The organism is Microbacterium sp. zg-Y818, assembly GCF_030246905.1.
Classification (GTDB): domain Bacteria; phylum Actinomycetota; class Actinomycetes; order Actinomycetales; family Microbacteriaceae; genus Microbacterium.
The window spans coordinates 524,913-543,836 of sequence record NZ_CP126741.1; the positions used below are offsets into that span (position 1 = coordinate 524,913).

An 18,924-nucleotide genomic window follows, 5' to 3' on the forward strand; every position below is an offset into this window, starting at 1 on the left:
CCGCTAGCGCGAGAGCGAGGCCTGCACGCGGCGGGCGACCTCGGCGGCCGGCATGCGCTGCGGGAAGACGGCGACCACGACGTCGTCCTCGGCCGGCGGGCTGGTCGGCGCGACGCCGAAGCGCTGCAGGGCGCCGTCGAGTGCCGTGCGCAGCACCGACACCGGCACCCGCTTCGGTCCCCGCAGCAGCCGGCGCAGCACGTGGTTGTGAACGGCCGTCACCAGCGCGGCGAAACCCACCGCGTCCAGCGGGTCGAGGTCGGGGATCGCCCGGCGCAGGTACTCGTCGAACAGTCGCTCGTAGCGGAACACCGTCACGATCTCGCGGTCGCGCAGGGCCGGTACCTGACGCACGACGGCGTAGCGGCGCCGGGCGAGGTCGGGGTCGGCGGCGAAGTGGCGGTACACCGTCACCGACGCCTCGCACACCGCCTGCCACGGGTCGGGGTGGTCGTCGGCGAGGTAGGCGCGCAGTCGCTCGAGGAGCACCTCGTGGTCGGTGAACACGACGTCGTCCTTGCCGCCGAACTGACGGAAGAAGGTCGAGCGGGACACCCCGGCCGCCTGCGCGATCTGCTCGACCGAGGTCGCCTCGAACCCCTGCGCGGCGAAGAGATCGAGCGCGGCGGCAACGACCGCGGTGCGCGCGGTGGTCACGGCGTCGGTGTCGCTCATGTCAACGGAGCCTACTGCCCGGCCCTGTCAAGCCGTTTGAGGGGATGCGCCGCCGGGGGTTGAGTGGGGCGATGAGCGCTCTCTGGAAGCAGGACCCCCGTCCCGTCCCGACGCAGCCGTTCGAGCGCGGCGCCCACCGCGACGTGGTGATCGTGGGCGCGGGGCTGACCGGGCTCAGCACGGGCGTGATGCTGGCGCGCGACGGCTTCGACGTCGCCGTGCTCGACGCCGGAGACGTCGCCGCCGGGGCGAGCGGGTCGAACACCGGAAAGGTGTCGCTGCTGCAGGGGAGCACACTGTCCACGATCCGCGCCCACCACCCGGCATCCCTGGTGCACGCCTACGTGGAGGCGAACCGTGCCGGGCAGGAATGGATCCTGGCCTTCGCGGATGCCGCCGGCGTGGACCGCACGACCCACACGGCCTACTCCTATGCGCAGTCCGCCGACGGCACGGACACCGTCGACGCCGAGCACGACGCCGCCCGCGAAGCGGGCCTGTCCACCCGCATCGCCGCCGCCGACGAGCTCGCGGGTCTGCCCTTCCCCGTCGCCCGTGCCGTCGCGCTCGACGACCAGACGGCGCTTGACCCCGACGACCTCACCCGGGCGCTCGCCGCGGCGTTCGTCGCCGCCGGCGGCACCCTGCACACGGGGGTGCGTGTGACGGGCATGTCGGTGATCCCGCGGCCCGAGGTGCGCACGACCCTGGGGGAGATGACCGCGGGCCAGGTGGTGCTGGCCACCGGCATCCCGATCATCGACCGGGGGCTCACGTTCGCGAAGGTCAGCGGCAGCCGGTCGTACTGCGTCGCGTTCGACACTCCCGACCCGGTGCCCGAGGGCCTCTACCTCTCCGTCGACGGCCCCACACGGTCGCTGCGTCCCGTGGCCGAGCACGGCTCACGCCTCATCGTCGGCGGCAACGGCCACCCGGTCGGGCGCGCCGAGTCGGAGCGCCGCCTGGTCGAAGATCTCGTCACGTGGACGCAGCAGCACTTTCCCGGCGCCGAGCCCACACATCGGTGGTCGGCGCAGGATTACACCTCGCACAACCTCATCCCCTTCGTCGGCGTGCTGCCCCGCGGCCTCGGTCGAGTGCGCTTCGCCACCGGCTACGCGAAGTGGGGGCTCACCAACGCCCCGTGGGCAGCGCTGCGCCTGGCGGCCGAGATCCGCGGACAGGCCAGGGAGGAGCTGCCGCAGTGGATGCGGCAGATCGGCACCCGGCTGACGATGCCCGGCGACCTCGGACGCGGGATCGTGGAGAACGCGAAGGTCGCCGCCGCCGCCGCGCGCGGCTGGGTCGGCGCCGAGCGTACCGCGGTGCCGGTGCCCCGCCCCGCGGAGGGGGAGGGTGTCGTCGCGGAGCGGCACGGACGCCCGGTGGGCATCTCGACCGTCGGGGGCGTGACACGGGCGGTGAGCGCGGTGTGCAGCCACCTGGGCGGAGTGCTGGATTGGAATGACGCGGAGCGCTCGTGGGACTGCCCGCTGCACGCGTCGCGCTTCGCGCCCGACGGCACACGACTCGAGGGACCCGCGCGCCGAGATCTGCCCTGTCTGGTGCAGCGGTCGGACGACTGAGGCGGCGACACCACACCGACACCGACACCCGGGCGCCCGGCGCAGGACCCCTCATGCGCGGGTAGTAGGCTGAGGAGTCGGCTGATATCTCGACATCGAGATTGTTTCGGCACCAAAACCCACCGTCGCCCAGCGAAGGATTGCACGTGGATCTGTACGAGTACCAGGCACGAGACCTATTCGAGAAGTACGAGGTGCCGGTGCTCGCCGGCATCATCGCGGACACCCCCGAGGAGGCGAAGGCGGCAGCCGAGAAGATCGGCGGGCTCGTCGTCGTCAAGGCGCAGGTCAAGACCGGAGGCCGCGGCAAGGCCGGCGGCGTCAAGGTCGCCAAGACCCCCGACGACGCCTATGAGGCGGCCAAGGCCATCCTCGGCCTCGACATCAAGGGCCACGTCGTCAAGCGCGTCATGGTCGCCGCCGGTGCCGACATCGCCGAGGAGTTCTACTTCTCGGTGCTGCTGGACCGCTCCAACCGCTCCTACCTGAGCCTCTGCTCGGTCGAGGGCGGCATGGAGATCGAGCAGCTCGCGGTCGAGAAGCCCGAGGCGCTGGCCCGCGTGGAGGTCAACCCCCTCACCGGCATCGACAAGGACAAGGCGCTCGAGATCGCCCGCGAGGCGAACTTCCCCGAGAACCTCGTCGAGAAGGTCGCCGACGTCTTCGTCAAGCTCTACGACGTCTACAAGGGCGAGGGCGCGACCCTCGTCGAGGTCAACCCGCTCGTGCTCACCGGCGCCGGCGACATCATCGCCCTCGACGGCAAGGTCACCCTCGACGACAACGCCACCGAGGTGCGTCACCCCGAGCACGAGCTGCTCGAGGACAAGGATGCCGCCGACCCGCTGGAGGCCAAGGCCAAGGCGGCCGGTCTGAACTACGTCAAGCTCGACGGTCAGGTCGGCATCATCGGCAACGGCGCGGGCCTGGTCATGTCGACCCTCGACGTCGTCGCCTACGCCGGCGAGAAGCACGGCGGCGTGAAGCCGGCGAACTTCCTCGACATCGGCGGCGGCGCCTCGGCGACGGTCATGGCCGCGGGCCTGGACGTCATCCTCGGCGACGAGCAGGTCAAGAGCGTCTTCGTCAACGTCTTCGGCGGCATCACGTCGTGCGTCGCGGTGGCCGAGGGCATCGTCAAGGCCCTGGAGATCCTGGGCGACACCGCCACCAAGCCCCTCGTGGTGCGTCTGGACGGCAACCAGGTCGAGGAGGGACGCGCGATCCTCGCGGCCGCGAAGAACCCCCTCGTCACCCTGGCCGCCAGCATGGACGAGGGCGCCGACAAGGCCGCCGAGCTCGCGAACGCCTGACCCCCGGACGAAGAAGGACTACGCAATGTCGATCTATCTCAACAAAGACTCCAAGGTCATCGTCCAGGGCATCACCGGCGGAGAGGGCACCAAGCACACCGCGCTGATGCTCAAGGCCGGTACGGACATCGTCGGCGGCGTCAACGCCCGCAAGGCCGGCACGACCGTCTCGCACACCGACAAGGACGGCAACGCCGTCGAGCTGCCCGTCTTCGCCTCCGTCGCCGAGGCGATGGAGAAGACGGGCGCCGACGTCTCGATCGCCTTCGTGCCGCCGGCGTTCACCAAGGACGCCATGATCGAGGCCATCGACGCCGGCATCGGCCTGCTCGTGGTGATCACCGAGGGCGTGCCCGTGGGCGACACCGCCGAGGCGTGGGCGTACGCCGAGAGCAAGGGCAACGCCACGCGCATCATCGGCCCGAACTGCCCCGGCATCATCACGCCGGGTGAGTCGCTGGTGGGCATCACGCCCGCCAACATCACCGGCAAGGGCCCGATCGGCCTGGTGTCGAAGTCGGGCACCTTGACCTACCAGATGATGTTCGAGCTGCGCGACCTGGGCTTCTCCACCGCCATCGGCATCGGCGGCGACCCGGTCATCGGCACGACGCACATCGACGCCCTCGCGGCGTTCGAGGCCGACCCCGAGACCAAGGCGATCGTCATGATCGGTGAGATCGGCGGCGACGCCGAAGAGCGCGCGGCCGAGTACATCAAGGCCAACGTCACCAAGCCCGTCGTCGGCTACGTCGCGGGCTTCACCGCTCCCGAGGGCAAGACGATGGGCCACGCCGGCGCCATCGTCTCGGGCTCGGCGGGCACCGCGCAGGCCAAGAAGGAGGCCCTCGAGGCCGCCGGTGTCAAGGTCGGCAAGACGCCGTCCGAGACCGCCGCGCTGATGCGCGAGATCATCGCCGCGCTGTAACGCCGGATTCACACGACGAAGGGTGGATGCCACACGGCATCCACCCTTCGTCGTTTCGTCGCGTGGGTCGCGGCATGGGCGCAGCAGTGCCGATCGGGCGTGAGGCGGGCTAGCGTGGAGCCATGGCGATCACAGGCGACTACCTGCCCAGCACTTCCGAATGGGCTCGCACCCAGGCCGAGAAGTACGAGGCCTCGGACGGCCGCGAGGCGAACACCCTGCGGGGCGTGCCCATCATCGTGCTCACCACGGTCGGGGCCAAGAGCGGGGGCGTGCGCAAGACCGCGCTGATGCGGGTCGAGCACGACGGTCGGTACGCGGTGGTGGCATCCAAGGGCGGCGCCCCGGAACCGCCCGCCTGGTACTGGAACCTGCGGAAGAACCCGCGCGTGATGCTGCAGGACGGCGCGGACCGCCGCGAGTACCTCGCGCGGGAGCTCGATGGCGACGAGTACGCCCAGTGGTGGGAGCGCGCGACGGCCGTGTGGCCCGACTACGACGACTATCAGGCCAAGACCGACCGCCGCATCGCGGTCTTCGTGCTGGAGCCGGTCGAGGACTGAGCCGCGCGGCGCGCCGGCTCAGTCCTCGATCCCGGTCAGGCCAGCAGCATCTCGATCGGGCCGCGGGCGAAGTAGACCACGAAGCCCAGGGCGACCACCCACAGCAGCCAGTGCACCTTGCGCGCCCGGCCCGACAGGGCGTTGATGACGACCCAGCTGACGAAGCCGGCGCCGATGCCGTTGGCGATCGAGTACGTCAGCGGCATGACCGTCGCCGTGAGGAACACCGGCAGCAGCACGTTGAAGTCCGTGAAGTCGATGTTCTTGATCTGGGCGAGCATCATCGCGCCGACGAGCACGAGGGCCGCCGCGGCGATGAAGCCGGGGACGAGGCCGGTGACGGGCGTCACGAACATCGCCAGCAGGAACAGCACGCCGGTGACGACGTTCGCCAGGCCGGTGCGGGCGCCCTCGCCGATGCCGGAGCCCGACTCGACGAAGACGGTGGCGGACGACGACGAGGTCGCGCCACCCACGACGGCGCCGACGCCCTCGACGACCAGCGCCGACTTGATGCGGGGGAAGTCGCCCTTCTCGTCGGCGAGGTCGGCCTCCTTCGCCAGGCCCGTCATGGTGCCCATGGCGTCGAAGAAGTTGGTGAACAGGAGCGTGAACACGAACATCAGCAGCGTCACGAAGCCGACCTTGGCGAAGTCGAAGGTGAAGTCCACCGCGCCGACGAGGCTGAGATCGGGCAGTGCGAACACGCCGCCTGCGAGGCCGAAGTCGGCGAGGGGCGTGAAGATGTTGGCGATTGCGGCGAGGATCGTGCCGGCGACGAGGGCGATGAGGATGGCGCCCTTGACCTTCAGCGCGATCAGGATGCCGCCGATGAGCAGCGTCACCACGAACAGCAGCGTGTCGATCGACGCGATCGAGCCGGCGGTGCCGAGCTCGAGGGGCGTCCCGCCGCCGGTGCGCACGAAGCCGGCGTTCACGAAGCCGATGAACGCGATGAACAGGCCGATGCCGACCGTGATCGCGAGCTTGAGCTGCACGGGGACGGCGTCGAAGATCATCTTGCGCAGGCCGGTCGCGGCCAGCAGCACGATGATGAGGCCGTTGATGATGGTGAGGGCCATCGCCTCACCCCACGTCACCTGGCCGACGACAGAGAAGGCCAGGAAGGCATTCAGGCCCAGGCCCGCGGCGAACGCGAACGGCAGACGGGTGACGATGCCGAAGAGGATCGTCATGAACCCGGCGGTGAGCGCGGTGCTCGCCGCGACTGCGGCGGGCGCGAGGATCGTGCCGTCGACGTCGGCGGTGGACAGGATGATCGGGTTCAGGATCACGATGTAGGCCATCGTCACGAACGTGACGAGACCGCCGCGCACCTCGGTGCCGACCGTGGAACCACGTTCGGTGATCGAGAAGAAGCGGTCGAGTGCGCCCGTTGCGGGGGCAGGCGTGGAGGCGGGCGGCTTCGCGCCCGATCGGGTGGAGGTCATACGCCAAATGTATTGCGATTCGCTGTGAGAGCTGACACGCGTGACGCGCCCGCCGCCCGCACGGGACGCACGCCCGCCGCAGGTAGGGTCGACAGCGCATGAATCGCCTTCTCGTCGCCCTCCTCGCCGCCTTCGACGCCGTTCTGGCCGTCGCTGTGGGGCTCGTTGCCGCGCTCGCGCCCCTCACGCTGCTGTGGATCTTCGGTTTCGGAGCCGATGCCCCGTGGGTGGGCCTCTGGCCGGCCGCGGGGCGCATCTGGCAGCTCGGGCATCTCGTGCCACTCGCGGTGAGCCTGCCCGAGGAGTTCACGGTTCCCCTGGGGATCGACGCGGCCGCGGCGTCGTTCACCGTCTCACTGGCACCGCTCGCGCTGACGGTCTTCACCGCCGTCTTCGCCTTCCGCTCGGGTGCCCGCGCCGCCGCCGCCGGAGCCTGGGTCGTGGGCGTGCTCACCGGTGCCGTCGTCGTGGTGGCGGCAGCGGCGGCGGTGCTCGCCACGACCGCCAACGACATCGCCGCGGTCGAGCCGTGGCAGGCCGTGGCCCTCCCCGCCCTGGTATACACGGTGCCGGCACTCGCCGGAGCGGTGTCGGTGGCCTGGCGAGACGGCGACGACGGCGTGGTCGACAGCGTGCGCGTGGTGCTCGACCGCCGCGGCGGCGCGTGGTCCGAGGTCCCCGGTCTCATCGCCCGCGGCACGGCGATCGTGCTGATGGCGCTCATCGGGGTCGGTGCGCTGCTGATCGCCGCCGCCGTGCTGCTGCGCGGATCGCAGATCATCGCCCTCTTCCAATCCGCGCAGGTCGACGCGCTGGGCGCCTCGGTGTTCACCGTCGGCCACCTGGCTTACCTCCCCACCTTCGTGGTGTGGGCGGTCTCCTTCATCGCCGGACCCGGCTTCGCGGTCGGCCTCGACACCGTCGTGTCGCCGGTGGGCACCCAGGTCGGTCTGCTCCCGGGCATCCCGGTGCTCGGCGCGCTTCCCGAATCCCCCTCGCCGTGGCTGCTGCTGCTCGCGCTGCTGCCGGTGGCCGCCGGTGCGCTGGCGGGGTGGACGGCGCGGTCGCAGCTGGTGCGCGACCGTGCCGGCGTCCCCGGGCCCGAGCCGATGGGTGCGCGCGTCGTGGTGACGCTCGGCATCGCCCTGCTCTCCGGAGCGGGGGCCGCGCTGCTGGCCGCCGTTGCGTCGGGATCCATCGGTCCTGGGACGCTCGCCTCGGTGGGACCGGATCCCGGCCCACTCGCCCTCACCGTCGGACTCGAGGCCGCGATCGGGGCGGCCGTCCTGCTGCTCTCGCCCCGCGGCCGCGACGAGCCCGATGCCGTTCTGGAGTCCGTGCAGCGTGCGCCCGAACCTGCGCCGACCACCGAGCCCATCCCCGTGGTGTTCGACGCGACGCCGGACCCCCACCGGGACGACGGCATCGCGGGGCCGGAGGCCACGGCCGAGCGCGGGTCGCGCCCGCCGGTAGACTGACCGCGTGCTCAGGGTCGCCGTCCTCATCTCAGGTGCAGGGTCGAATCTCCGGGCCCTCCTCGAGGCGACGACCGATCCCGCCTTTCCCGCCCAGGTGGTCGTCGTCGGTGCGGACCGGCAAGCCGCCGGTCTCGCGCACGCGGACCACTTCGGCATCCCGAGCTTCGTCGTCCCCTGGCGCGGCGCCGCCGAGCGCGAGGCGTGGGGTGAGCAGCTGCAGCAGCAGCTCGAGCGCTGGCAGCCGGACCTCGTCGTGCTGAGCGGTCTGATGAAGCTGCTGCCCGCCGCCGTCGTCGAGGCGTGGTCGCCGCGCATCGTCAACACGCATCCGGCCTACCTCCCCGAGTTCCCCGGCGCGCACGGCGTGCGCGACGCCCTCGCTGCCGGCGCCGCCCGTACCGGGGCGAGCGTCATCGTCGTCGACAGCGGTGTCGACTCCGGGCCCATCCTCGCGCAGGAGCGCGTGCCGGTGCTGCCCGAGGACGACGAGCACACCCTGCACGAGCGCATCAAGCCCGTCGAGCGGCGCCTGCTGATCGACGTCGTCCGCCGTATCGCCGTCGGTGAGCTGGACCTCACCGCGGCATCCGCACACTGACCCGGAGGAGTTCTCCATGGCCGGCCCGAGCCACGACCCGTCCCTGTACCGTCCCCGCGACATCGTCCCGGTGCGCCGCGCCCTCGTGTCGGTGAGCGACAAGACCGATCTGCTCGTGCTCGCCCGAGCCCTGGCCGATGCGGGCGTCGAGATCGTCTCGACCGGCTCGACGGCGGCCACCGTGCGCGAGGCGGGCTTCGCCGTGACCGATGTGGCATCCGTCACCGGATTCCCCGAGTCCCTGGGCGGGCGCGTGAAGACCCTGCACCCGAGCGTGCACGCGGGCCTGCTGGCGGACCTGCGCCTGGAGGACCACGAGCGGCAGCTCGCCGAGCTCGGCATCGCGCCGTTCGAGCTCGTGGTGGTGAACCTCTATCCCTTCGTCGAGACGGTCGCCTCGGGTGCGTCCGCCGAGGACGTCGTCGAGCAGATCGACATCGGCGGGCCTGCGATGGTGCGCGCGAGCGCCAAGAACTTCGCCAACGTCGCGGTCGTGGTCTCTCCCGAGTCCTACCCGGCCGTCATCGACGCCATCGCCACCGGCGGCACCTCGCTCGCGCAGCGGCGGGAGCTCGCCGCCCGCGCCTTCTCGCACACCGCCGCGTACGACACGGCCGTGTCGACGTGGTTCGCCGAGCAGACCCTCGCCGAAGAAGGCGACCTGCCCGCGCACCTGACCATCAAGGCCGAGCGGCTGGCGAACCTGCGCTACGGCGAGAACTCGCACCAGCGCGCCGCCATCTACACGACGACGGGCGGGCACGGCATCGCCCAGGCCACCCAGCTGCAGGGCAAGGAGATGTCCTACAACAACTACGTCGACTCCGACGCCGCCCTGCGCGCCGCCTTCGACCTGATCAAGCCCGCCGTGGCGATCATCAAGCACGCCAACCCGTGCGGCATCGCCGTGGCAGCCCCGCAGGCGCTGGATCCGATCGCGTCGGCGCACCTGCGCGCCCACGAGTGCGACCCGGTGTCGGCGTTCGGCGGCGTCATCGCCGCGAACCGCACCGTGACGCTGAAGATGGCCGAGAATCTGCGTGACATCTTCACCGAGGTGATCGTGGCGCCGGACTTCGAGCCCGAGGCGCTGGAGGTGTTCCGGCTCAAGAAGAACCTGCGGGTGCTGAAGCTCCCCGCCGACTGGCGCCAGGAGCCGATGGACGTGCGGCTGGTGTCGGGCGGCCTGCTGCTGCAGGACGCCGACCGGTTCCCGAACGAGATCGAGTCGCTCGTCGACGGGTGGCAGTTGGTCACCGGCGAGCGTCCCGCGGACGAGGACCTGATGAACCTGTCGTTCGCGTGGAAGACCTGCCGGGCAGTGAAGTCCAACGCCATCGTGCTGGCGAAGGCCTCGGCCACGGTCGGGATCGGCATGGGCCAGGTCAACCGCGTCGACTCGTGCCGGCTCGCGGTGGAGCGGGCCGGCGACCGTGCGGCTGGTTCGGTCGCGGCATCCGATGCGTTCTTCCCCTTCGCCGACGGCGTGCAGGTGCTGCTCAACGCCGGCGTGCGCACGATCATCCAGCCCGGAGGCTCGGTGCGCGACGAAGAGGTCATCGACGCGGTGCGGGCCGCCGGTGCCACGATGTACTTCACCGGGGAGCGTCACTTCTTCCACTGACGCAGAGTGAGTATTCGCGGTGTCGAGTGAGTATTCGCGGCCCCGTTCGCGTCAGGGAGTCGGCCGCCCGTAGGCCTCGAGCCAGCGCAACCACACCTCGCTGACGGTCGGGTACGCGGGCACCGCGTGCCATAGCCGCTCGAGCGGCACCTCGCCGACCACCGCGATCGTCGCGGCCTGCAGCAGCTCTGCGACATCGGGACCGACGAAGGTCGCCCCGACGAGCACCCCGCGGTCCTCGTCGACGACGGCGCGGGCCTGCCCGCGGTAGTCGTCCGCGTACACCGACGCACCGGCGACGGATGCCAGATCGTAATCGAGCACGCGGGTGCGCAGCCCCGCGTCGGTCGCGGCCTTCGCCGTGAGCCCCACCGATGCCACCTCGGGGTCGGTGAAGGTGACCTGCGGCACGGCGGCGCGGTCGGCGGTGGCGACGTGCGCGCCCCACGGCGCGTCCTGCACGGCGCCCCCGCGGGCGCGCGCGGCGATCACGTCGCCCGCGGCGCGCGCCTGGTACTTGCCCTGGTGGGTCAGCAGCGCCCGGCCGGTCACGTCTCCGACCGCGTACAGCCAGTCGGTGCCGTGCACGCGCATCGTGTCATCGGTCTCGAGCCAGTCGCCGGGGGAAAGCCCCACCGCATCGAGTCCGAGGTCGCCGGTGCGGGGCGTGCGGCCGGTGGCCACGAGCACCTCCGCGGCGGCGACGCGCGTGCCGTCGGAGAGGTGGAGCACGGCATCCGCCCCCTGCTCCCGCTCGGCACGGAGGACCTCCACTCCTCGGCGGATGTCGACACCCGCCGCGCTGAGGGATGCCGCCACGAACTCGCCCGCGAACGGCTCCATCGACCCGAGCAGGCGCGAGCGCACGATGAGGGTGACCGCGGCCCCGAACGCGGCGTACGCCGTCGCCATCTCGGCGGCGACGACCCCGCCGCCGATGATGGCCAGCGACTCCGGCACGGTCTCGGCGCTGGTGGCATCCCTGCTCGTCCACGGTTGGATGTCAGCGAGGCCGGCGACGTCGGGCAGGAGCGCGGCCGAACCGGTCGCGACGACGACCGCGTGCCGGGCGACCAGCGTGGTCGTGGTGCCATCGGCGGAGGCGACCTCGACACGACGGATACCGGTCAGGCGCGCGTGACCGCGCACCAGGTCGATGCCGGCGCCGTCGAGCCACTGCACCTGGCCCTCGTCGGACCAGTCGTGGGTGATGCCGTCACGTCGGCGGAGCACCGCGGCGACGTCGAGGTCGCCGGTCACCGCTTCGCGCGCCCCGGCGACGGCACGGGCGGCGCGGAGCGCGGAGGGGGCCCGAAGCAGCGCCTTGGACGGCATGCATGCCCAGTACGAGCACTCGCCGCCGACCAGCTCGGCCTCGACGATGACCGTCGTCAGTCCGCCCTGCACGGCGCGGTCGGCGGCGTTCTCGCCGACGGCTCCGGCTCCGATGACGACGACGTCGTAGGTGCGCTCGGTCATCTCCGGCACGCTAGCGGGCGTCGGCCGGCGGCGCCAGCGGTCGCACGTCGATTCCCCGATGACGTCGGCAGACCCTAGCCTGGCGCCGTGGCCTTCTCCTCCGCGCGCCCCGACTCCGAGACATGGCTGGCTGGCCGCCGCCACCGTAGCCGAACGCCGATGACCTTCGTGCACGCATCCGCTCGGGAGTGGGCGGCGGACCATTCGACAGCCATGGCGGTGAGGCTCGGGCGGCTGGAGACGATCGCGTTCCAGCATCACCCCGGCATCCATCGTCACTTCGGCAGCGACGGTGCCCTCTACGCCTCGGCGCCTCGTCCGCAGCGGTCACGGCTCGCGCAGACCGGCACAGCGGTGCTCGTGACCCTCGCCATCATCGGCGTGGCCGCGCCGGCCGCGGCCGTTGCCGTGCTCGGAGCCGACCGGTTCGAGTTCTTCCGCATGGATGCCGCTCGCTCGGTGCCCCTCGCCGGGGTGCTGTTCCTTATCGCCGCCGTGACCCAGATCGTGCTCCTGGTGCGCTGGGTGCGCGCCAGTGCCCGCTACGACGGCTTCACGGCGGGGATCGTGCTCGTCGCTGCGGTGTTCTCCGGTTTCGGCCTGGTGGCGTTCCCGAACATCGCCGCCTATCCCGGTTCGACCGGGTGGCAGGACTGGTACCCGGCCACCGTCGTCACCTTCGCCATCTCCGTCCTGTCGCTGGTGGCGCAGCTGGTCCGGCGCGGCACGCGGCGAAGCGCGCCCGTCGCCGAGACGCCCGCCATGCCCGCGGGCGCCGACCCGAGCGAGACCGCCCGCCTCATCGCGCAGCTCCCGGAAAGCGAGCGGGCAGGGATCGAGGCCGACCGCGAGGCCGCGCTGCAGATCCTGCACGCACGGGGGCTCATCGACGACGCGACCCTCGCGCGCGCCAGGGCGACACCGCTCGGGCAGCTCCACAGCCTCGACGACGAATTCGCCGCATAGCGGGGGGCGGGCGCGGGGATCTACTCCGCGCTCACGACGGACACGACGCGAATACTCACTCAAGCGCGAGAATACTCACTCGGCACTGATGTCCGATTCCCGCGAGTGGGTGGGGTGCGGGAGTGGCAGGCTGGAGACATGCCCGGATTCGACGAGCGCTACAGCGCCATCCACGCGCGCGACGCGCGCTTCGATGGCCAGTTCGTCACGGCCGTGCGCACGACCGGCATCTACTGCCGCCCCAGCTGCCCCGCGCGCACACCCAAGCCCGGCAACGTCGAGTTCTTCGACACGAGCGCTGCCGCCCACGAGGCCGGCTACCGCGCCTGCAAGCGGTGCCTCCCCGAGGCCGCACCGGGATCGCCGGCCTGGGACCTGCGCGGCGACACCGCCGGCCGCGCCATGCGCCTCATCGCCGACGGCGTCGTCGAGCGCGAAGGCGTGCCGGGCCTGGCCGCGCGCCTCGGATACTCCAGCCGGCACCTCTCGCGCCTGCTCACCGCCGAACTCGGCGCCGGCCCCCTCGCGCTCGCCCGCGCCCACCGCGCGCACACCGCCCGCATGCTGCTCGTCGGCACCGACCTGCCGATCGCGGACGTCGCCTTCTCGGCGGGCTTCGCCAGCGTCCGCCAGTTCAACGACACCGTGCGCGAGGTCTTCGGGATGCCGCCCCAGCAGCTACGCGCTCGCCGTCCCGGCACCCGCGCAGGCCAGGGCCCCGACGCCGACCCCGGCGCCGACGCCGGCGCCATCGACCTCGTCCTCCCCGTACGCCCGCCGTTCGACGTCGACGGGCTCTTCGCCTGGATGTCCGCCCGTGCCATCGCCGGCGTCGAGACGGCGACGGCGACCTCTTTCGCACGCACGCTCGCGCTCCCCGGCGGACCGGCCTGGTTCCGCCTGCGCGCCGCAGGCCCCGACCGGGTGCGGCTCGACGCCCGGCTGACCCGGCTGGGCGATCTGCCGACGCTGGTGGCGCGGGCGCGGCGGCTGTTCGACCTGGATGCCGACCCCGTCGCCGTCGACGAGGCGCTCGGGCGCCACCCCGAACTGCGCGCCTCGCTCGCTTCGACCCCGGGCATGCGGGTGCCCGGCGCCGCCGACCCGCACGAGATGCTCATCCGCGCGATGGTCGGGCAGCAGATCTCGGTGGCGGCCGCCCGCACCGCGCTGGTGCGGCTGACCGAGGCGCTGGGGGAGAGGGTCCCGGCCCACGAGGGCACCGACCGGCTGTTCCCGACGATGGCGGCCATCGCCGAGCACGGCGCCGACGTGCTGCGCGGGCCGGCCGCCCGCGTCCGGGCACTCACCGGCGCGGCGGGACTGATGGCGTCGGGCGAGCTGACGCTCTCGCCCGGCGACGACGCCGCCGACCAGCGGGCACGCCTCTTGGCCCTCCCCGGTGTCGGGCCGTGGACGGCCGACTACGTGCGCATGCGCGTGACCGGCGACCCCGACGTGCTGCTGCCCGGCGATGTCGCCGCCCGCACAGGCGCTGCCGCCCTCGGGATTCCCGCGGACCCCGCGGGTCTCGTCGCCTGGTCCGCGCGCACCGCGCCCTGGCGCACATATCTGACCGCCCACCTCTGGCGAGCCGCCCTGCGCCCACCCGCCGGGCAGCACACGCCCCCCGAACCGACCCCCGAACCGGCGCCGGAACCCGAAGGAGTCCCCGCATGACCGCCCTCATCGAGACCATCGACACCGCCGACGGCCCCTTCACGATCGTCGCCGACGCCGAAGGCCGCGTGCTCGCCTCGGGCTGGACGGCCGACGCGGACGCGATGATCACCCGCATCCACCCGGCGCTGCGCCCTGAGACGGTGCGGGCGGGGGCGACGGATGCCGCCGGTGCCGTCCTCGCCTACTACGGCGGCGACCTGCGGGCGATCGACCGCGTGAGCGTCGTGCAGCAGGGCACCGCGCTGCAGCGGGCCGGCTGGGATGCCCTGCGCCGCATCGAGCCGGGCCGACCGCTGACCTACACCGCCTTCGCCGCGGCGATGGGCCAGCCCGCCGCCGTGCGCGCCGCCGCGTCGATCTGCGCCCGCAACGCGCCGGCGCTCTTCGTGCCGTGCCACCGCGTGATGCGCGCCGACGGCAGCCTAGGCGGCTTCGCGTGGGGCCTTCACATCAAGCGGGCTCTCCTGGTGCACGAGTCCGCCTGAATCGGGTGTTGCGTTCAGGGAATTCCCAGGGATAGTCTGGAGGGCTGTCGCCTTTCGCGGCAGCATCCCACGACTGAGGAGGACGCCATGTACCAGGCCGCCGTCACCGCGAAGCCGATCGTGCGCCTCCTCGCCCCCGCCGGTCGTCGACCGGTGGCCGGGTAGGCGCCGGTCCCCAGCGAGGTTCCCGCCCCGCCGCGCCGCACGCGCCGTCCTCACCGGGTGGTGAGAGTTGCGCTGCGGACCGGAGTCGGTGCCCGCTCGCTCCCTGCCCCTTTCCGCGCCCACGTCAGCGAAGCCGACGGCCCCGGGCCGACGAGCGCCGCCCCGGCGTGACCCGCCGGAGTCGTCGCACGGCCGCCCCCGCCGAATCGAACCGCCCCCGCCGAAGCCCCGCGCATCCGGATCCAACCCCTCGAAGGACCATGTCTTCCTCGCCTCAGAGACTCTCCACACCCCGTGCGCTCGCGCGACTCCTGCCGTTCGTCAAACCCGTGATGCCGCGTCTCATCGGCGGCCTCATCGCCGCGTTCGGTGCCGCGCTGGTCAGCCTGCTGATCCCGCTCGTCCTCGAAGCCGCCGTCGACGGCCCCATCGCGACCGGTGACATTCCGCTCATCGTCTGGGCGGCGGCGGGTGTGCTGGTGCTCGGCGTGCTCGAGGCCTTCTTCGTCTGGCTCCGCCGCGCGTTCGTCCTCAGCCCGGCCACCGGCGTCGAGTACGAGATCCGTCAGCAGTTCTACCGTCGGCTGCAGCGCCTGCCGGTGTCGTTCCACGACCGCTGGCAGTCCGGTCAGCTGCTCAGCCGCATGATGCAGGACATCAACCTGATCCGCCGGTGGCTCGCGTTCGGCTCGATCCTGCTGCTGGTGAACGTGCTCACGATCATCATCGGCGCCTTCTTCCTCTTCCGCTGGCATTGGGCGCTGGGCGCCACGTTCCTCGTGGTGTCGATCCCGCTGTGGTTCTTCGGATTCCGATTCGAGCGCACGTACGGCGTGCTGGCGCGTCAGAGCCAGGACCAGGCCGGGGACCTCGCCACGTCGGTGGAAGAGAGCGTGCACGGCATCCGCGTGCTCAAGGCCTTCGGCCGCGGCAAGCACGCGCTGCAGAAGTTCACCGCGCAGGTGCAGACGCTGCGCACCACCGAGCTGCGCAAGGCGCGCGAGGTGGGTGTGCTCTGGTTCTGGCTTGAGGTCGTACCGATGGTGGCGTTCGCCGTGTGCCTGCTCATCGGCATCTGGCTCGCCAGCGAGGATCAGCTCACGGTGGGAGAGCTCTTCGCCTTCTTCGCGATGGCGACGGCGCTGCGCTGGCCGCTCGAGTCGCTCGGCTTCCTCTTCGCCTTCCTCGTCGACGCCCGTACGGCCACCGACCGCGTGTTCGAGGTGCTCGATGAGACCAACGACATCGTCGACCCGGTGAACCCGAAGACGATCGCCCAGCCCCGCGGTGAGCTGGCCTTCCGCGGCGTGCACTTCCGGTATCAGGATGCCGGTGCCGACGAGCGCGACCTGCTCGATGGCATCGACCTCGTGCTGCAGCCGGGGGAGACGATGGCCCTCGTCGGCCTCACCGGCTCGGGCAAGACCACCCTCACCACCCTGCCCGCGCGCCTCTACGACGTCACCGAGGGTGCGGTGGAGCTGGACGGCGTCAACGTGCGCGACCTCACCCTCGAGGACCTGCGCCGGCACGTTGCGATGGCCTTCGAGGATGCCACGCTGTTCTCCTCGTCGGTGCGCGAGAATGTGCTGCTCGGCCGTGACGACCTGCGCCCCGACAGCCCCGAGGCCGACGCCGTGCTGGCGGAATCCCTCGCCATCGCACAGGCGCAGTTCGTGCACGAACTGCCAGAAGGCGTCGACACCCTCGTCGGCGAGGAGGGGCTGAGCCTGTCCGGTGGGCAGCGTCAGCGCCTGGCGCTGGCGCGTGCCGTGGCGGCGCGTCCGAGCGTGCTGGTGCTGGACGACCCGCTGTCGGCGCTCGACGTCGACACCGAGGCCCTCGTCGAGGCGGCGCTGCGACGAGTGCTGGCGACCACGACCGCGCTCATCGTGGCCCACCGCCCGTCCACGGTCGCCATGGCCGACCGTGTGGCGGTGCTCGAGGCGGGCCGCATCACGGCCGTCGGCACCCACAGCGAACTGCTGCGCACGAGCGAGCACTACCGATACGTCATCTCGAGCTTCGAAGCCGAGGAACGCACCCAGCGCGAGACGGAGGTGAACCTGTGAGCGCGTCCAGCGTCCAGGGGACCAGCGGCGAAGACCGCGACGACTACACCCAGGAAGAAAGCCGCACGATCCGGCGCCGCTCGCTGCGGCTGCTGTGGTCGCTCGTGCGCCCCATGAAGGGGCTGCTGGTGCTGACGGGGTTGGTGCTGGTCGCCTCTACCGGTCTGCGGGTCCTCGGCCCCGCCCTCATCGCGTGGGGGATCAACGAGGCCCTGCCGCGTGCCGTGGAATACGCCGACTGGATGCCGGCCTTCGGCGTGACGGCGATGTACCTCGTGTCGGGCGTGATGGGTGCCCTGCTCATCGCCTGGTACGTGCTGCTGTCGGCACGGCTGACCCAGGCCGTGCTGATGGACCTGCGCACGCGCATCTTCCGTCACACCCAGCGGCTGAGCCTGGAGTTCCACGAGACCTACACCTCTGGACGCATCATCTCGCGGCAGACGAGCGACCTGGAGTCGATCCGGGAACTCCTCGACGGGGGACTGAACCAACTCGTGCAGGGGGCGCTGTACGGCGTCTTCACGCTGGTCGCGCTCTTCCTCGTGGACTGGCAGTCGGGCCTCATCCTCGTCGTCATGGGCTTGCCGCTGTTCCTCCTCATGCGCTGGTTCTACCGGGAATCCCAGAAGGGCTTCCGCCTGTCGCGGGTCGTCAGTGCGCGACTGATCGTGCAGTTCGTCGAGACGATGACCGGCATCCGCGCGGTGAAGGCTTTCCGAAAGGAGAAGCGCAACGACGCCGAGTTCGGCGAGATCTCGGCGGACTACCGCCGGGTGAACCTGAAGCTCGTGCGCCTGTTCGGCATCCTCGACCCCGGCCTGATCCTCATCGCCAACGTGACGATGGCGATCGTGCTGCTGTGGGGCGCGCTGCGGGTCGTGGACGGCTCGTTCCTCATCGGCAGCCTGCTGGCGGTGGTGCTCTACATCCGCAACTTCTTCAGCCCGCTGGAGGAGATCGCGATGTTCCTCAACTCCTACCAGTCGGCAACCGCCGCGCTCGAGAAGGTGTCGGGCATCCTCGAGGAGGAGCCGACCGTCCCCGACCCGGCCGTGCCGGTGGACCTCTGGCACGCCCGCGGTCACGTGCGCTTCGACGGCGTCGAGTTCGGATACGGCGCGGGCCGCACGATCCTGCCCGACTTCTCGCTCGACATCCCCGCCGGCCAGACCGTGGCCCTGGTGGGGACGACGGGTGCGGGCAAATCCACGCTGGCCAAGCTCGTGTCGCGGTTCTACGACCCGAGCCGCGGCGAGGTGAGCCTGGACGGTGTGGATCTGCGCGACCTGCACCCGAAGGATCTGCGGCGCGCGATCGTCATGGTCACGCAGGAGGCGTACCTGTTCAGTGGCACCATCGCCGACAACATCGCGCTCGGAAAGCCCGACGCGACGATGGACGAGATCGTGGCTGCGGCACGCGCGGTCGGCGCCGACGCGTTCATCCAGGCGCTGCCCGACGGGTACAGCACCGACGTCAACAAGCGCGGCGGCCGGGTGTCGGCCGGTCAGCGTCAGCTGATCTCGTTCGCCCGCGCGTTCTTGGCCGATCCTGCGGTGCTCATCCTCGACGAGGCGACCGCCTCGCTGGACATGCCCAGTGAGCGGATGATCCAGGAGGCGCTGCAGACGCTGCTGTCGGACCGCACCGCGATCATCATCGCGCACCGACTGTCGACGGTCGCGATCGCCGACCGCGTGCTGGTCATGGAGCACGGCCGCATCATCGAGGACGACACTCCGGCGGCCCTCATCGCCGGCACCGGCAAGTTCGCCCAGCTGCATGCCGCCTGGCGGGAGTCGCTGGTCTGAGCACCGGGTGAGCGGGGCGGTCACGGCCGTCCCGCCCGCCCGTC

The 18,924-nt window shown here is 71.5% G+C and carries 15 protein-coding genes; 12 read left to right on the plus strand and 3 right to left on the minus strand.

Annotated features, from left to right (window positions below):
* Window positions 1-3: 3 nt before the first annotated feature.
* Entirely contained in the window at window positions 4-675 is a 672-nt protein-coding gene (locus QNO21_RS02340; RefSeq protein ID WP_257519649.1) for a TetR/AcrR family transcriptional regulator, read from the minus strand.
* 71 nt (window positions 676-746) lie between these two features.
* Between QNO21_RS02340 and QNO21_RS02345 the strand changes: the two genes are divergently transcribed.
* From QNO21_RS02345 to QNO21_RS02360, 4 genes are all read left to right on the plus strand, one after another.
* Window positions 747-2,261 carry an FAD-dependent oxidoreductase gene (locus QNO21_RS02345; RefSeq protein ID WP_257519648.1) on the plus strand — a complete coding sequence of 505 codons (1,515 nt, stop codon included), beginning with the start codon at window positions 747-749 and terminating at the stop codon, window positions 2,259-2,261.
* Window positions 2,262-2,407: 146 nt separating this feature from the next.
* Window positions 2,408-3,574 (plus strand): ADP-forming succinate--CoA ligase subunit beta, encoded by a 1,167-nt coding sequence (sucC, locus tag QNO21_RS02350; protein ID WP_257515223.1) that lies wholly within the window; start codon window positions 2,408-2,410, stop codon window positions 3,572-3,574.
* A gap of 25 nt (window positions 3,575-3,599) precedes the next feature.
* Window positions 3,600-4,502, plus strand: coding sequence for a succinate--CoA ligase subunit alpha (gene sucD, locus QNO21_RS02355; protein ID WP_257519647.1), 903 nt, complete (start codon window positions 3,600-3,602; stop codon window positions 4,500-4,502).
* 122 nt (window positions 4,503-4,624) lie between these two features.
* Window positions 4,625-5,065: a nitroreductase family deazaflavin-dependent oxidoreductase gene (locus tag QNO21_RS02360; protein WP_257519646.1), complete on the plus strand. Its 441-nt coding sequence runs from the start codon at window positions 4,625-4,627 to the stop codon at window positions 5,063-5,065.
* Window positions 5,066-5,100: 35 nt separating this feature from the next.
* Here QNO21_RS02360 and QNO21_RS02365 read toward each other — a convergent pair whose 3' ends face one another.
* The gene (locus QNO21_RS02365) at window positions 5,101-6,516 is read right to left on the minus strand and encodes an NCS2 family permease (RefSeq protein ID WP_257519645.1); all 1,416 of its coding nucleotides are present in this window, start codon (window positions 6,514-6,516) and stop codon (window positions 5,101-5,103) included.
* A gap of 98 nt (window positions 6,517-6,614) precedes the next feature.
* Between QNO21_RS02365 and QNO21_RS02370 the strand changes: the two genes are divergently transcribed.
* Genes QNO21_RS02370 through purH form a run of 3 tightly spaced genes read left to right on the plus strand, consistent with a single transcriptional unit; the run spans window position 6,615 to window position 10,216 of the window.
* Complete coding sequence (locus QNO21_RS02370; protein WP_257519644.1) at window positions 6,615-7,994, plus strand: cell division protein PerM; 1,380 nt, start codon at window positions 6,615-6,617, stop codon at window positions 7,992-7,994.
* A gap of 4 nt (window positions 7,995-7,998) precedes the next feature.
* Complete coding sequence (gene purN / locus QNO21_RS02375; protein ID WP_257514935.1) at window positions 7,999-8,592, plus strand: phosphoribosylglycinamide formyltransferase; 594 nt, start codon at window positions 7,999-8,001, stop codon at window positions 8,590-8,592.
* A 16-nt stretch (window positions 8,593-8,608) separates the two neighbouring features.
* On the plus strand, window positions 8,609-10,216 hold the full coding sequence (gene purH / locus QNO21_RS02380) for a bifunctional phosphoribosylaminoimidazolecarboxamide formyltransferase/IMP cyclohydrolase (protein ID WP_257514937.1): 1,608 nt from the start codon (window positions 8,609-8,611) through the stop codon (window positions 10,214-10,216).
* 51 nt (window positions 10,217-10,267) lie between these two features.
* Here the strand turns inward: purH and QNO21_RS02385 are convergent, their stop codons facing one another.
* Window positions 10,268-11,695: a dihydrolipoyl dehydrogenase family protein gene (locus QNO21_RS02385; protein WP_257519643.1), complete on the minus strand. Its 1,428-nt coding sequence runs from the start codon at window positions 11,693-11,695 to the stop codon at window positions 10,268-10,270.
* Window positions 11,696-11,854: 159 nt separating this feature from the next.
* Between QNO21_RS02385 and QNO21_RS02390 the strand changes: the two genes are divergently transcribed.
* The 5 genes from QNO21_RS02390 to QNO21_RS02410 all read left to right on the plus strand — a co-directional run bounded on the left by QNO21_RS02390 (window position 11,855) and on the right by QNO21_RS02410 (window position 18,880).
* Window positions 11,855-12,661, plus strand: a complete 807-nt coding sequence (locus QNO21_RS02390; RefSeq protein ID WP_257519642.1) for a hypothetical protein — start codon at window positions 11,855-11,857, stop codon at window positions 12,659-12,661.
* A gap of 138 nt (window positions 12,662-12,799) precedes the next feature.
* On the plus strand, window positions 12,800-14,341 hold the full coding sequence (locus QNO21_RS02395; protein WP_257519641.1) for an AlkA N-terminal domain-containing protein: 1,542 nt from the start codon (window positions 12,800-12,802) through the stop codon (window positions 14,339-14,341).
* Complete coding sequence (locus QNO21_RS02400) at window positions 14,338-14,829, plus strand: methylated-DNA--[protein]-cysteine S-methyltransferase (protein ID WP_257514941.1); 492 nt, start codon at window positions 14,338-14,340, stop codon at window positions 14,827-14,829. The genes QNO21_RS02395 and QNO21_RS02400 overlap by 4 nt, the downstream gene beginning before the upstream one ends.
* A 425-nt stretch (window positions 14,830-15,254) precedes the next feature.
* Window positions 15,255-17,066, plus strand: coding sequence for an ABC transporter ATP-binding protein (locus QNO21_RS02405; protein ID WP_257514942.1), 1,812 nt, complete (start codon window positions 15,255-15,257; stop codon window positions 17,064-17,066).
* Entirely contained in the window at window positions 17,063-18,880 is a 1,818-nt protein-coding gene (locus tag QNO21_RS02410; RefSeq protein WP_257519640.1) for an ABC transporter ATP-binding protein, read from the plus strand. Before QNO21_RS02405 ends, QNO21_RS02410 begins: the two co-directional genes overlap by 4 nt.
* The last annotated feature ends 44 nt before the right edge of the window (window positions 18,881-18,924 follow it).